Source organism: Oceanobacillus sp. NCCP-135 (assembly GCF_059698015.1).
Window position 1 is genome coordinate 177,943 of sequence record NZ_BAAKSZ010000001.1, and the last position, 13,885, is coordinate 191,827.

At 34.8% G+C, this 13,885-nt stretch carries 16 protein-coding genes; 8 read left to right on the forward strand and 8 right to left on the reverse strand.

The genetic code is table 11. From position 1 onward, the window contains the following. Positions 1-11: 11 nt before the first annotated feature. A complete protein-coding gene (locus tag AC6HVZ_RS00770) occupies positions 12-935 on the forward strand; it encodes an ArsA family ATPase (protein WP_497556215.1) in 924 nt (307 codons plus the stop codon). 14 nt (positions 936-949) lie between these two features. Beyond that, positions 950-1,936: a zinc-binding dehydrogenase gene (locus AC6HVZ_RS00775; protein WP_497556216.1), complete on the forward strand. Its 987-nt coding sequence runs from the start codon at positions 950-952 to the stop codon at positions 1,934-1,936. Positions 1,937-2,129: 193 nt separating this feature from the next. Here AC6HVZ_RS00775 and AC6HVZ_RS00780 read toward each other — a convergent pair whose 3' ends face one another. The 7 genes from AC6HVZ_RS00780 to AC6HVZ_RS00810 all read right to left on the reverse strand — a co-directional run bounded on the left by AC6HVZ_RS00780 (position 2,130) and on the right by AC6HVZ_RS00810 (position 5,819). Further along, complete coding sequence (locus AC6HVZ_RS00780; RefSeq protein WP_497556217.1) at positions 2,130-2,990, reverse strand: DUF421 domain-containing protein; 861 nt, start codon at positions 2,988-2,990, stop codon at positions 2,130-2,132. A gap of 22 nt (positions 2,991-3,012) precedes the next feature. Further along, a complete protein-coding gene (locus tag AC6HVZ_RS00785) occupies positions 3,013-3,213 on the reverse strand; it encodes a DUF1657 domain-containing protein (protein ID WP_497556218.1) in 201 nt (66 codons plus the stop codon). Positions 3,214-3,224: 11 nt separating this feature from the next. Then, on the reverse strand, positions 3,225-3,575 hold the full coding sequence (spoVAE, locus tag AC6HVZ_RS00790) for a stage V sporulation protein AE (RefSeq protein ID WP_497556219.1): 351 nt from the start codon (positions 3,573-3,575) through the stop codon (positions 3,225-3,227). After that, positions 3,575-4,588, reverse strand: coding sequence for a stage V sporulation protein AD (spoVAD, locus tag AC6HVZ_RS00795; RefSeq protein WP_497556220.1), 1,014 nt, complete (start codon positions 4,586-4,588; stop codon positions 3,575-3,577). Before spoVAD ends, spoVAE begins: the two co-directional genes overlap by 1 nt. Further along, entirely contained in the window at positions 4,588-5,067 is a 480-nt protein-coding gene (gene spoVAC / locus AC6HVZ_RS00800; protein ID WP_497556221.1) for a stage V sporulation protein AC, read from the reverse strand. The genes spoVAD and spoVAC overlap by 1 nt, the downstream gene beginning before the upstream one ends. A gap of 19 nt (positions 5,068-5,086) precedes the next feature. After that, positions 5,087-5,551, reverse strand: a complete 465-nt coding sequence (locus tag AC6HVZ_RS00805) for a hypothetical protein (protein ID WP_497556222.1) — start codon at positions 5,549-5,551, stop codon at positions 5,087-5,089. A gap of 61 nt (positions 5,552-5,612) precedes the next feature. Then, positions 5,613-5,819, reverse strand: a complete 207-nt coding sequence (locus AC6HVZ_RS00810) for a DUF1657 domain-containing protein (protein ID WP_094884108.1) — start codon at positions 5,817-5,819, stop codon at positions 5,613-5,615. A gap of 173 nt (positions 5,820-5,992) precedes the next feature. On the opposite strand from AC6HVZ_RS00810, the gene AC6HVZ_RS00815 reads away from it, so the two are divergent. Continuing rightward, positions 5,993-6,430: a hypothetical protein gene (locus AC6HVZ_RS00815; RefSeq protein WP_497556223.1), complete on the forward strand. Its 438-nt coding sequence runs from the start codon at positions 5,993-5,995 to the stop codon at positions 6,428-6,430. Positions 6,431-6,476: 46 nt separating this feature from the next. Here AC6HVZ_RS00815 and AC6HVZ_RS00820 read toward each other — a convergent pair whose 3' ends face one another. Then, positions 6,477-7,190: a hypothetical protein gene (locus AC6HVZ_RS00820; protein ID WP_497556224.1), complete on the reverse strand. Its 714-nt coding sequence runs from the start codon at positions 7,188-7,190 to the stop codon at positions 6,477-6,479. A 375-nt stretch (positions 7,191-7,565) separates the two neighbouring features. On the opposite strand from AC6HVZ_RS00820, the gene AC6HVZ_RS00825 reads away from it, so the two are divergent. The 5 genes from AC6HVZ_RS00825 (at position 7,566) to AC6HVZ_RS00845 (ending at position 13,878) form a co-directional block, all read left to right on the forward strand. After that, on the forward strand, positions 7,566-8,846 hold the full coding sequence (locus AC6HVZ_RS00825) for a molybdopterin molybdotransferase MoeA (RefSeq protein WP_497556225.1): 1,281 nt from the start codon (positions 7,566-7,568) through the stop codon (positions 8,844-8,846). Positions 8,847-8,851: 5 nt separating this feature from the next. After that, positions 8,852-9,880, forward strand: a complete 1,029-nt coding sequence (gene moaA / locus AC6HVZ_RS00830) for a GTP 3',8-cyclase MoaA (RefSeq protein WP_497556226.1) — start codon at positions 8,852-8,854, stop codon at positions 9,878-9,880. Positions 9,881-9,891: 11 nt separating this feature from the next. After that, the gene (locus AC6HVZ_RS00835; RefSeq protein ID WP_497556227.1) at positions 9,892-10,302 is read left to right on the forward strand and encodes a YwpF family protein; all 411 of its coding nucleotides are present in this window, start codon (positions 9,892-9,894) and stop codon (positions 10,300-10,302) included. A 216-nt stretch (positions 10,303-10,518) separates the two neighbouring features. Beyond that, positions 10,519-11,883, forward strand: coding sequence for a TrkH family potassium uptake protein (locus AC6HVZ_RS00840; protein ID WP_497556228.1), 1,365 nt, complete (start codon positions 10,519-10,521; stop codon positions 11,881-11,883). A gap of 30 nt (positions 11,884-11,913) precedes the next feature. Further along, positions 11,914-13,878, forward strand: a complete 1,965-nt coding sequence (locus tag AC6HVZ_RS00845; RefSeq protein ID WP_497556229.1) for a sensor domain-containing protein — start codon at positions 11,914-11,916, stop codon at positions 13,876-13,878. Positions 13,879-13,885: the final 7 nt, after the last annotated feature.

Below are 13,885 nucleotides of genomic sequence, written 5' to 3' on the forward strand. Positions count from 1 at the left end.
GGAGATTTGCCATGCAGGAGTTAGATAAGAAAATTATTTTTGTCGGTGGAAAGGGTGGCGTAGGTAAGTCGACTTCTGCTGCTGCAATTGCTTGGAAATCAGCGCAGTCAGGCTATAAAACACTACTTATTTCCACAGACCCAGCACATAATTTGGGAGATATCTTTAATCAGTCAATTGGGGGAAAGACTGCAAAGTTAACTGATCATCTGTTTGCACTGGAGATTGATCCAGAGATTGAAACAAATAAATATATTAAAGGTGTTAAAGAGAATATTAAGGGAGTTGTACATTCAGGAATGATGGAAGAGGTACATCGCCAGCTCGACACTGCTAAAGCATCACCAGGGGCTGATGAAGCAGCATTGTTTGATAAACTAATTTCGATTATTTTGGAGGAAAGAGAGAACTTTGATAAGATTGTATTTGATACAGCACCGACAGGTCATACAATCCGTCTCTTATCTTTACCGGAATTAATGGGGATTTGGATTGAGGGTATGCTTCAGAAACGCAGAAAGACAAATGAAAATTATACACAGCTGTTAAATGATGGGGAACCAATTGAGGATCCGATATATGATGTTTTAAAAGAACGGCAGGAACGATTTCGTAAGGCAAGAGATGTACTTCTTGATGATAGCGAAACAGGATTTATATTTGTGCTGAATCCAGAACGTTTGCCTATATTGGAAACAAAAAAAGCAATTGAATTACTTGATAAATATCATCTGCATGTGAAAACATTAATTGTGAATAAAATATTGCCGGAAAATGCAGATGGTGACTTCTTGCTCCAGCGTAAAGAATATGAAAAACAGTATCTGACTTTGATTGAAGAGAATTTTAAAGATAAGAATTTAGTATATGTTCCACTGTTTTCACATGATATTACAAATAAAAAACAGTTAGAAGTATTTAGCAATTTTTACTAGAAAGGATGAAATCAATGAAAGCATTTGTACATGAAGGTACACAATTGAAGCTGACAAATATGGAGGATCCGGTTGCTGGGGAAGGAGAAGTTATGATTGCTCTTAAAACAGCCGGTTTAAATCGCCGTGATCTGTATATTCCGAATAGAAGGGGAGATAAGGCTGAAGCATTAATCCTCGGATCTGATGGTGCCGGTGTAATTGAAGCTGTAGGGGAAGGTGTGGTTGATTTCCAAGTCGGTGATGAAGTAATAATTAATCCTGCGCTTCGTTGGCATGAGAATAGTGATGCCCCACCTAAGGGATTTGATATTTTAGGAATGCCTGATCACGGAACCTTTGCAGAAAAAATTGCCCTTTCTGCTGATCAGGTTGAGAAAAAGCCGGAGCATCTTTCATGGGATGAAGCTGGTGTACTGGCATTATCAGCGTTAACCGGATATCGTGCATTATTTACAAAAGGACAATTGAAAAAAGGGGAGACCGTATTTATTCCAGGAGCAGGCAGCGGTGTAGCGACATATCTGATATCTTTTGCCAAAGATGTTGGAGCAAAAGTGATTGTGACATCTCGGAATGAAGAAAAACAAAAACAGGCAAAAGAATTAGGAGCAGATATTGTCTTGGATACAAATAGTAATTGGGTTGATGAACTAACGGAGGAAACGGTAGATCTAGTTATTGATAGTGTAGGACAAGCTACTTTTAATCGTTCACTGAAAGTATTGAAAAAAGGTGGACGGTTTGTCACATTTGGAGCAACTACAGATGATGTTATTGAGTTAGATTTACGAAAATTTTTCTATGGCCAGTATCAGTTATTTGGTTCAACGATGGGGAGCAGGCAAGAGCTTCGCCACATGTTGAACCATGTAAGTAATTTTAAGTTGCACCCTGTTGTTGATAGAACCTTTTCTTTGGATATGGCACAGGATGCATTACATTACCTAGAAAAAGGAAGGCAGTTTGGAAAAATTGCTTTGCGAATGAAAGGTGAATAGTCAGTATTTTTAACGAAAAGCAGGTGAACGATCTGCTTGCTTTTTTGTTTTGGCAGAAGTTCACAGGGTAATGGCTAGAAGTTCATAATTTTTCGGCTGAAGTTCACAATGTATTGGCTAGAAGTTCATGATTTTTCAGCAGAAGTTCACATGTCCCAGTCAAGAATTTCTTCGATTTGTATGAAAAGACGCTTCAACTCTTTAAATAGGGACGAACCATTTCAATCGCCTTTTGCATTTGCTTGCTATTTGCCTGATACATTTGTTTAGCTTCCGTGTTCATTGTTGCAAGTGCAAATAATTCTAAATCTGCTTGGCATTTTTTCATTGTTGCTAAAAGGAGAGGGACTTCTGTTGGATTCGGAACTGCAATTTTATCATCATATAAATCAACAGTTAATTGCCCATTATGATCTGCTTGACCCAAAAAAACATTTTCAATACTAATATTCATTTTGTCCAGCTCTGTTTCAAGCCAGTTTATATTAAGTGATAAATTGGCTAATGGTTCACGTAATACTTTTCCATCCATAATTACAGTTTGGGGTTCCTTTTCCGGGGCAAGCTTTAATCCTAAATCCTTCGCAGTAAGAGGCTGATTTTCCTTTTTAGGTAATACACTTAATGTACCTGCAGGTTCTAACACAGCAAATTCAACATCAGATGCCAGAAAAATATTGTTATCACGCAGTTTTTCTAGTAAGTCATCAGTGGAATATCCTTCTTTTTTTAGGTTATCCTCCATTATTTTACCATCCTGAATAAATACAGTACTTCTGCCTTGGGTAAAATTTCGAAAGCTTTTGCTTTTAAGTGAAATCAATTCTACTGTAAATGGTACAATAAACCATACGAACATAGCGATTAAACCGTAGATAATATTTGAATTTATGTCTATCGTATGAATAGCTACGATTCCACCCAAAACGATACCAGAAATGTATTCAAAAATATTTAATTGTGAAATCTGTTTTTTGCCGAGCCATTTTGTTAAAAAAAATAATACAATCAGCAGGGCAAAGGATCTTATAATAATTGTAATCCACTCTGGCATAAACAACATTTCCTTTCAATTCTTATTTATATTGTGGTTCTTCTTTTGAAAGTTGTATGACTTGTTTTTGCAGATCATTTTTAACTTCAGCAATAATTTTCCCTACATTAGCAAATGCCTCCTTTGCTAACGGATCCTGTGTTTTGTTTTCCAATAATTGAAGGCTTGCTTGTACGCTCTTAACTGATGAAAAGCAGCTTTTAACTTGTGATCCCACCGTCATATGATAAACTCCTATCCTTTTGGTTTAAAAATTAATGCACCAATAACTCCAAATATTATTGCTGCTGATATACCAGCACTTGTTACTTCAAACATTCCAGTTACTACCCCAACAAGGCCGTGTTTTTCCGCCTCTGCCATCGCACCGTGTACCAAAGAGTTGCCAAAGCTCGTTATGGGTACGGTAGCTCCAGCACCAGCAAAATCAATAAGTGGCTCATATAATCCAAAACCGTCAAGAATTGCACCGGTAACAACCAAAATACTTAATGTGTGTGCCGGGCTTAGCTTGAATACATCAAACATAATTTGCCCCATGACACAAATTATTCCACCTATAATAAATGCCCAAAAGAATATCATCATAAATCACTTCCTGATTCTAACGAAACTGCATGTGCAATACATGGAATGGGGTCTTTCTGTTGAATGCTTAGTGGAGAATGAAGTGCCCCTGTTGCAACGACAAGTATTCGTTTAAGCTCCCCATTTTTCATTAAATTCAAGAAATGACCGTACGTAACTATTGCTGAACAAGCAGGTCCACTTGCTCCGGCTAAAACAGGTTGTCCCTCACGATAAATGGTTAAACCACAATCGACATATTGTTGTTCCATTATATTTAGACCACGTTCTCTGAGAAGATCCAATGATATTTCTCTGCCAATATGTCCTAGATCGCCAGTGATGATTAAATCATAATACGAAGGATCAATATCTCTTTCCTTGAAATGAGTTTCGATTGTGTTTACAGCAGCTGGAGCCATTGCCCCCCCCATATTAAACGGATCTGTTATGCCCATATCTACAATTTTCCCTACAGTAGCAGATGTAATTCGAGGTCCATCCCCTTGCTTGGCAACAAGTGCACAGCCTGCTCCAGTTACCGTCCATTGCGCTGTTGGTGGTTTTTGTCCTCCATATTCTGTAGGGTAACGAAATTGCCTTTCGGCGGCTGAATTGTGGCTTGAAGTACCACTTAAAATGTAATTAGCTCCATTTCCATTTATTATCAAAGCAGCTAATGCCAAACCTTGGGTGGAGGTAGCACAAGCACTGAATAATCCAAGATAGGGAAGTCCCATCGTTTTAGCTGAAAAACTGGTTGGAGTAATTTGATTTACCAGATCCCCGCTTATAAAAAACTCAACCTGTTCTTTTTCGATACTACTTTTTTTTACAGCAATTTGACAAGCTTCTTCCATCATCATTTGTTGAGATTTTTCAAAGGATGCCTGTTTAAGCCAAGTATCATCATGGAGTATATCAAAATCATTGGGAATGTTTCCTTTTGCTTCAAAAGGTCCTCCAACTGTGCCAGTTGATATGATCACAGGTTTATTTTCGAAGTTCCATGTTTGATGTCCAACCAGCATTATAATCCACCCCATTTTATTAAAATTGTTTTGATTAGAGCAATGACAAAAGCAGAAAATACTCCATAGACAATTACCGGACCAGCTAATTTCAACATGTTAGCACCGACCCCTAATATAAATCCTTCTGTTCGATGTTCGATAGCTGATGAGATAACAGCATTACCAAAGCCTGTTACAGGAACAGCAGATCCGGCGCCTGCGAATTGTCCGATTCGATCATATATACCAAAACCAGTCAGTAGCATTGTAATAAAGATCAGTGTCGCAACTGTCGGGTTACCAACAGTTTGCTCTGTGAAATTAAAGAAGTAGATATATAAAGTGGAAATGATTTGACCGATAAAACAAATAAATCCACCAACTAAAAATGCTTTGATGCAATTTTTAATAATGGGTCGCTTTACTTCCCGTTGCTCCTGAAACTTCTGATAAGCTTGAGCATCTGGTGGTAAATTCTTTTTCTTTTTATCTACCATGTTTCTTTCACTCTTTTCATTAGGTCTGTTCTTTTGATAATTTAATTAGTTTTTTTAATTCTTTTTCAAGCTTTTTTTTGGAATAATTGCCTGATTGAATTTCCTTTTCCAATTGGTCAAGCTCTAAAATTAATTTTTTGTCTGTGGTTAATTCAATCTTTATGTCAGGAAAAGTTTTTTCTAGTTCTTGCTTTAATTCTTTTCTAATCTGCGCAAGTTTAAATCGCTCATTATGCTGAACTTCTACCGCTATCAGTAAATCTGTTTCCGTATTGACGCCCTTGATGGATGTTATTTCTTCATATTTACGCAATGATTCTTTTGCTTGATTTGTGGTGTCCTGACTAATTGAATGGTTCGTGGAGATTTTTGTTAGTTCGATGTTTGTATTTTCTTCACTAGAAGGTTCCAATGTTGAATCAGTACCACAGCCAATTAATAAGCAGATTAAACTAAAACATATAATGTTTTTATAGCTGTTCATAGTCCCACCCATTTCCTTGATGTGAGGTATAAGAGGCTGGTGAATAACCAACCTCATCATTCTAAAACCCTTTGTATTGTGGTTCTTCCTGTTCCATTTGCTGAACTCTTGGTTCGACACTCTGCAATATTGCCATCGTTTGCTGTGCAGCATTTTCATACAATTGTTTTGCTTGTTTATTTTCAGTTTGTAATGCAAATTGTTCAAAGCTTGCCTGAGCACTTTTTAACCCTGCGATAGTTTGTTTTACTTGGCTTCCAACTGTCATTATCGAGCCTCCTTTACTGGGTATCACTATTTATAGTTGGAAAAAATGTATTTAATTATACTTTCTACTTATTTCCTATTTTGTTTATTACATAATAATCTTAGTAATATTGAAACTTTTTAACTTTGATTTTCGTCTTATTAATATGGGAGTTACTTTAGGAGGGGATCTAAGTGAAGAAAATTTTCCTTTTTTCTCTTGTGTTGGTTTGTTTTGTAGGGGTGCTGTATTGGCAATTTATTAAACCAGATGCAAAACTGGAAGAAAATAAAATTGTGGAAAAACAAGTAGATGATTTTATCTTACATATGCGAATAAGTGAGACTAAAGATGGAATTCAGGTTTTACAATCCATTCAATATGTTGGGGATGAGACTGTTGAAATCACACATCACACACCCTTAGTATCTGTTTCATTACTAAACAAAAATCATGATTATACTGGAAGTACTGTTTCCAAAGTATTTAAAAAAGGCTATGTTTTTCCCCAAAAAGAGATAACATTTGCATCACCCAAAAAAGGGGAGTGCAATTTATATGCAGAAGCCAGATTTAAAGTAGATGGGGAAGAAGTAAGGATTGATCATGTAGAAAGATTAATATTCGAATAAAAACAACACATTTCAACAGTAAATGTGTTGTTTTTATTTTTTCAAATTAGTGTAAAAACTTAAAAACGATGTTTGTTACAGATCCATCTGATTCCACCCATTCATTAATAATTTCATAAGATGGTTCTGTAACTGCTGGTTTTGTTACGGAAATGGTTTCATCGTCGAGCCAATCAACACTGATCAGTGGCCACGTATAACCCAATATATTGGAATCTGTCGTTTTATTAACTAATGATACTGGTTCCCATTTCTCTAGATCAATTACAACGATATTATTTAAAGGAAGCGGCAATGAACTGTTACGCTGGAAAAGAAAGAGCATCTTCGAATTATTTGGTGAGGCAATCATGGATACCGATTTTGCTAAATCACCCAGAAGGTATGCTTTTGTATCAACATTCCTATTGAAAAGCAAATAGGAACATCCGTTAACTTTACAGGAAAACTCAAGTAAATAAATGCTGGGGCTATCCACATGCACTCGTTCGATTTTCATTTTTTCGATAGCCATTTGGCGATCGTTAACCGTTTCAAGATATGCATCTAAAATGGGAACCATTTTTAAATTGATTCTTAATTGTTCGTCTTCAAATGCAAATTCTATATATTCATCTACTTCATCTTCGCTCACTTGTTCGATAAATTCTGGTTCACTACTTGGATCATCAGGAATGGTATCTGTTTTTTCAATAGCAGGTTCACTCTTTACACAAGCTGTTAACAAGAAAAGAATTATTAAAATTAATATTTTTTTCATAAACTAATCCCCTCTGAATTTTAATATATGGAATAAACATAATTATACAATAATTATGTTGATTGTCACATATAAAAAAGAAGAGCTGTAAAGGCTAAAAAACCAAAAACATGGCATATCTATGCCCTGATGCTTTCATGGTTCTCATAATGGCCACTATGTATAACTAATCTGCTTCTAAAGCTTCTTTTTCTTCCTTCGAAACAGAAGCACCATGAACTTTGTAAATAAATATCCAATTGTAACGGAATTCAAACACTTTCCTATTTTCATTAGGAATAAATATCAATTGTTTGTTATTTTTGGTACACTTTAAATAAGCTTAAAATTGAAAGAATAATCCTATTAATATATTTAGAAAGGGCCTGGTAATTCATGGTTGAAAAAAGAAAGCCAATACCTGTAAATGATGCTGTAGAAATAGTCATGAACTATCGTTTGAAAGGTCAAAAAGAAAAAGTCTCCATTCATGAAAGTGACAACAGGAGATTAGCTGAACCAATCATTGCAAGAAATAATGTACCTTCATTTGATAAATCACCGTATGATGGGTTTGCTTTACGGTCGAGAGATACGCAAAACGCATCTTTAACTAATCCGGTAGAGGTTGAGGTTGTTGAACATATTGGAGCTGGTCAAGTTCCAACAAAATATTTAAGCGAAGGGCAAGCTACAAGAATTATGACCGGAGCAAAAATTCCTGATGGAGCAGATTGTATAGCTATGTTTGAGATTTGCCAATCATATGAGAGAAATAATAAATCCTTCATGTCGATAAAAAGAAAAATGAGTATAGACCAGAACATTATCAAAGAAGGTTCTGAAGTACTTGAAGGTGAACTGCTTATTGAAGAAGGTACAATCATTAATCCAGGTGTAAAAGCATTACTTGCTACATTCGGATACCATCAAGTTGAAGTTGCCAAAAAGCCGATTGTAGGAATTATAGCTACAGGAACGGAGTTATTAGAGGTTGATGAAAACTTAGAACCAGGGAAAATTCGCGAATCAAATGCACATATGATAGCTTCTCAAATTAACAGGGCAGGTGGCATTCCTAAGTATTACGGTAAACTGGCTGATGAATTTGACTCAAGCTATCAAGCCATTAAGGAAGTTCTTGGTGAGGTTGATATATTACTTACTACCGGGGGTGTCTCGGTGGGAGATTTTGATTTGATGCCTGCTATCTATGAGAAGCTAAAAGCAGATGTGCTTTTTAATAAAATTGCTATGCGGCCTGGGAGTGTTACCACGGTTGCTGTTAAGGAAGAACAGTTATTATTTGGTCTATCTGGGAATCCTTCAGCCTGTTATGTTGGATTTGAATTATTTGTAAGACCGATTATCCAACATTATTTATATAATAAGCAACCCTATTTAAAACGAATAAAAGCTACGTTAGCTGATGAGTTTCCTAAGCCCAATCCATTCACAAGATTTGTACGGAGCTATATTACTTACGAAAATGCTGCAGTTTATGCTCATCTGGCTGGAATAGATAAATCCAATGTTGTGACTTCACTTGCGAACTCTACTTGTTTAATGGTATTACCTGGTGGAACAAGAGGTTTTAAGGTTGGTGACGAGGTAGAGGCATTATTACTGGAAGATATGTATGGTCAATCAGGTTTTAACATGGATTTCGAGGAGTGATTTACATGGAAAATGAAAAAAGAGCTATTAAAGATCAATTCGGCAGATTACTGAAGGATTTGAGGATTTCTGTAATAGATAAGTGTAATTTACGCTGCACTTATTGTATGCCAAAGGAAATCTTTGGAGATGATTATGTTTTTTTGCCTGAAGACCAATTATTAAACTTTGATGAAATTGTTCGCTTAGCCGAATCATTTGCACAACTAGGCGTCGAAAAAATCCGCATTACTGGTGGAGAACCTTTGATGAGAAAGAATCTAGATCAGTTAATTGCTAAATTAACTATAATTCCCGGAATCAAGGATATAGCATTAACGACAAATGGAATATTATTGCCAAAGAGAGCACAAAAGCTAAAAGATGCAGGCTTGAAACGTGTAAATATAAGTTTGGATGCCATTGAAGATGAAGTATTTAAACAAATCAATGGGCGAGGAGTGGTGACACTGCCTGTCTTAAAAGGAATTGAAGCTGCTCAAAATGCGGGATTACAGGTGAAAATTAATATGGTTGCCAAAAAAGGCATGAATGAGAGTCAACTAATACCAATGGCGCATTATTTCAAAGGAAAAGATATTATACTCAGATATATTGAATTCATGGATGTTGGAAATCATAATGGCTGGGATTATAATAATGTCATTTCAAAAAAAGAGATCATCAATACAATAAATGAAGAAATGCCTCTTGAGCCTGTGGAGGAAAATTACTATGGGGAAGTCGCATCAAGATACCGGTATAAAGATGGTAGTGGAGAGATAGGTGTTATCTCTTCTGTGACGGATTCATTTTGTGGAACGTGTACTCGTTTAAGGTTATCGGCAGATGGGAAGCTATATACATGTCTTTTTGCTTCAAGCGGTTTTGATATAAAAGAAAAATTACGAAATGGATTATCAGATGATGCATTAGAAGAAGTACTAACCTCTTTATGGGAAAGAAGAAAAGATCGATATTCTGATGAACGTGCTGAACATAAACATAAACATAAAAATCGTAAAAAAATTGAGATGTCATATATAGGAGGGTAATTGGGTGGAATATGAAAACATTTAAACTGAAAAATTTAGAAATTATTGAGCAACAAGATGATGATATTATTCAAAATAATATACCGTTAAAAGATGGACTGATAATAAATAGAGAAGATGACCACAATCGCTGGATTATAGAAGCGTATATTGAACATTCGTTTTTAGATTTCTTTAGAAAATTAGATGAAAAGGATGAGGAGATTCTTGTTCAAGTAAAAATAACGAAAGAAACGAATGAGCCGGCAGCTTTTATTACCACTATTATAGGAATCAATGAAATAGGTGCACATATGAATATCTTATTCATTGGAACGATTGTAGATCAGCGAAAACATAAAATAGAGGAACAACTGACAGCATTAATCGAAGAAGGGTATCAAGGGGAAGAGTTGTTAAAAAAATTTAAAGAAATAATGTGAACAAGATTGGTCTGTTCTAGACCAATCTTGTTTAATCTTTTTTCATCATACATGTATAATTTGTTGAAAACCCGGGAATTGTTAGAATTCTTGGTGAGCTTCATCCAGATTTTTTTATCAAAAAAGAAAGCAAATAATAAAGATGACTGCTATAATGATATTAACTTTTTAAAAGACAAACCGATATAATATGTAAGGTCGTTAGGAGTAATCATTATGAAGCCTCAAAATTTGTTTTTTCACTGGGTACATAAATTGTCACCTGTACAAATATTATTGTTCTTTTATTTTATAGCAGTTCTTCTTTCGACAGTGATTATGGCTTTACCTATTGCTTATCAAGAAGGCGTGGATATAGCATTTATTGATATCCTTTTCACATCTGTAAGTGCATTAAGTGTTACTGGATTAAGTACCATAACAATAGCTGACACACTGAGTACAACGGGCATAATTATACTCGCGTGCATTTTGCAATTGGGGGCAGTTGGTGTGATGTCAATTGGTACATTTATTTGGCTGCTGTTGGGAAAGAAGATCGGTTTAAAAGAGCGCCGTTTAATTATGACCGATCAAAATCAAACATCCTTTGAAGGTATGGTACGTTTAATTAAGCAAATAGTTTATGTGTTATTAGTGATTGAATTACTTGGTTTTCTTATTTTGGGAACTTATTTCCTGCAATATTTCTCATCTGCAAAAGAAGCGTATTTACATGGGTTCTTTGGAACGATTAGTGCAGTTTCCAATGGTGGGTTTGATATCACAGGACAATCATTAGTTCCGTTTAAAGATGATTATTTTGTACAATTTATTAACATGCTGCTGATAATTTTTGGTGCTATAGGTTTTCCGGTATTAATTGAGTTGAAGGAATATATATTTGCTAAATCTGAAAACCGTAAGCTGATGCGATTTAGTTTATTTACAAAGCTGACTACGGTTACTTTTTTAATCTTAATTGTTTCAGGTGCTTTATTTATCTTTTTACTTGATATTGGAAATTTCTTTGCTGACAAATCTTGGCATGAGGCATTATTTTATTCATTATTTCAATCTGTTACAACAAGGAGTGGCGGATTATCTACGATGGATGTAAGCCAGTTAACCGAGGAAAATCATCTGTTTATGTCATTTTTAATGTTTATTGGTGCATCCCCTAGCAGTGCTGGGGGAGGTATTCGTACGACTACATTTGCACTGGTAGTCATTTTTATTATTATCTATGCACGCGGTGGTGTAAGCATTCGAATTTTCAACCGTGAGATTTATCATGAAGATCTGTTTAAGGCTGTTACTGTAACACTCATGTCATTTGTATTTGTATTTAGTTCCATTTTACTGATGTCAATCATAGAGCCATTTTCTTTAACAGAAATATTGTTTGAAACAACGTCTGCTTTTGGAACTGTAGGATTATCACTTGGTATAACTGATGAAATATCTACATTCAGTAAAATAATACTGATGATCCTAATGTTTATTGGCAGAGTAGGAATAATTACATTTTTGTTCATCTTCAAAAACAATAAGAAGAGTGGAAAATATCATTATCCTAAAGAAAAAATAATTATCGGGTAATTTATTGGGTTTAGTTAGGAGAGAAGGTCTATGACTAATATAAAGACAGAAATACCATTTCAACGTAAACTATTGTCCAGTCTAAAAGAACCTATTCTATTTGTTCATAAGGATGGAGAAATAATCGATGGTAATAAACCAGCATTTTCTTTATTGAATTTGGAAGATGCCAGTACAGCATTGATTTATAATTACTTGGATTTTGAAATATTACTTAGGTCTGAAGAGACACATCTGCTCATGGAATTAAAGAATAAAACCAATAGCCTAATAGAAGTGAAATGTATTCAAGTAACAAAAGCTGTTTATTGTTTAATCATGAACAAACTGAGCTTGGATGATACGACTTCTGAGATAAAAAAGTATATTAATCGCCTTATTGATAAAAGCATTGGAGGCATCGTTATTTATAATGAGGAAAAAATAATCGATTGTGACACAACATTTGCTTCTATGTTTGGGTTTTCTCAAGCAGAGATAAGGAAAAAGATGTTCTCAGAGCTTATTGATAGTAAAAGTAAATATATCTTTACTAAAAAGGTTCAATCCAACCCGGAAAAGCCATATGAACTAACTGGAATTCGAGAAGATGGGGCATTATTTGATTTTGAAATAATGCAGCATCCATATAATAACCAAGGGAAGGTCATTCGTACAGCTATTATTAAGGATATTACCGAAAGGGTAGCAAACGAAAAACGAATTGAGTACATGGCTTATTATGATGAATTGACAGATTTGCCAAACAGGAACTTTTTTATAAAAGTACTTAATAAGGCCATGAAAAAGGCAAAAAAGCATAATGAATTATTGGCTGTTTATTTTTTGGATATGGATTATTTCAAAGAGATTAATGATACATTAGGCTATGCTTTTGGAGATAAATTACTAAAAGCCTGTGCTATGAGACTAAAGGCTTTTTTACAAACAGATACGTTTATAGCTAGAATGAGTGGAGATGAATTCTTAATCCTGCAAAGGAATGTTCCAAACAATGATGCTGCAGCATCTTTAGCAGAAAGCTTGATTGCTGAATTTGAAAAACCCATTAAAATTGACGGATATGAAATATTTACATCTGTTAGTATTGGTATTAGTGTATTTCCCGATAATGGAAAAACGCCATATGAATTAATAAAACATGCTGATTCTGCAATGTATGTGATTAAAGAAAAACATCGTAATAATTATAAAGTGTTTGAATCATCAATCTCTGAAAACCTGAAAACAATGTTTACAATGGAAACAGAATTACGAAAGGCTTTGGCTAACGGTGAGTTTTCGTTACATTATCAACCACAAAAAAATTTAAGAACTGGAAAAATTGTTGGAATGGAAGCATTATTACGCTGGAATCATCCAATAAGAGGTAATATTCCTCCATTGGATTTTATATCATTGGCTGAAAAAACAGGGCTAATTATTGAAATTGGTGATTGGGTAATAAGAGAGGCCTGCAGGCAAAATAAAGCCTGGCAGAATCAAGGATTTGAATCAATAATTGTTAGTGTTAATCTTTCTGCTAAACAGTTTCATCAAAGGAATCTTGTTGAAAAGTTAAATAGAATATTAACCGAAACAGGTTTAGATCCGGAGTATCTGGAACTTGAAATAACTGAAAGTATGTCAATGACGAATGAAAAAAATATTCTTTCAACGATGCATAATTTAAGAAAACTTGGAGTCCTAGTTTCTATTGATGATTTCGGAACAGGCTATTCTTCATTGAAATATTTAAGTCTCTTTCCAATTACCAAGTTGAAAATCGATAAGCTGTTTATGGATGATACACAAAAACAAAATTTGGCGATTGTAAAATCGATTATTCATATGTCGCATTCTTTAAATATGAAAGTGATTGCTGAAGGTGTCGAAACAATTGAACAGCTGACATTTTTGGAAAATGAGGAATGTGATGAAATGCAAGGCTTTTATTTTAGTAAGCCATTGCCACCGGAGCAATTATCCAAGCTGCTCGTTGTTACTTCACAGTAAATTTAAA

What these genes read in the sequence shown, in the direction of transcription:
- AC6HVZ_RS00770 (WP_497556215.1), top strand. Translation starts at nt 12, where the DNA reads ATGCAGGAGTTAGATAAGAAAATTATTTTTGTCGGTGGAAAGGGTGGC.
- AC6HVZ_RS00775 (WP_497556216.1), top strand. Translation starts at nt 950, where the DNA reads ATGAAAGCATTTGTACATGAAGGTACACAATTGAAGCTGACAAATATG.
- AC6HVZ_RS00780 (WP_497556217.1), bottom strand. Translation starts at nt 2,990, where the DNA reads ATGCCAGAGTGGATTACAATTATTATAAGATCCTTTGCCCTGCTGATT.
- AC6HVZ_RS00785 (WP_497556218.1), bottom strand. Translation starts at nt 3,213, where the DNA reads ATGACGGTGGGATCACAAGTTAAAAGCTGCTTTTCATCAGTTAAGAGC.
- spoVAE (WP_497556219.1), bottom strand. Translation starts at nt 3,575, where the DNA reads ATGATATTCTTTTGGGCATTTATTATAGGTGGAATAATTTGTGTCATG.
- spoVAD (WP_497556220.1), bottom strand. Translation starts at nt 4,588, where the DNA reads ATGCTGGTTGGACATCAAACATGGAACTTCGAAAATAAACCTGTGATC.
- spoVAC (WP_497556221.1), bottom strand. Translation starts at nt 5,067, where the DNA reads ATGGTAGATAAAAAGAAAAAGAATTTACCACCAGATGCTCAAGCTTAT.
- AC6HVZ_RS00805 (WP_497556222.1), bottom strand. Translation starts at nt 5,551, where the DNA reads ATGAACAGCTATAAAAACATTATATGTTTTAGTTTAATCTGCTTATTA.
- AC6HVZ_RS00810 (WP_094884108.1), bottom strand. Translation starts at nt 5,819, where the DNA reads ATGACAGTTGGAAGCCAAGTAAAACAAACTATCGCAGGGTTAAAAAGT.
- AC6HVZ_RS00820 (WP_497556224.1), bottom strand. Translation starts at nt 7,190, where the DNA reads ATGAAAAAAATATTAATTTTAATAATTCTTTTCTTGTTAACAGCTTGT.
- AC6HVZ_RS00825 (WP_497556225.1), top strand. Translation starts at nt 7,566, where the DNA reads ATGGTTGAAAAAAGAAAGCCAATACCTGTAAATGATGCTGTAGAAATA.
- moaA (WP_497556226.1), top strand. Translation starts at nt 8,852, where the DNA reads ATGGAAAATGAAAAAAGAGCTATTAAAGATCAATTCGGCAGATTACTG.
- AC6HVZ_RS00835 (WP_497556227.1), top strand. Translation starts at nt 9,892, where the DNA reads ATGAAAACATTTAAACTGAAAAATTTAGAAATTATTGAGCAACAAGAT.
- AC6HVZ_RS00840 (WP_497556228.1), top strand. Translation starts at nt 10,519, where the DNA reads ATGAAGCCTCAAAATTTGTTTTTTCACTGGGTACATAAATTGTCACCT.
- AC6HVZ_RS00845 (WP_497556229.1), top strand. Translation starts at nt 11,914, where the DNA reads ATGACTAATATAAAGACAGAAATACCATTTCAACGTAAACTATTGTCC.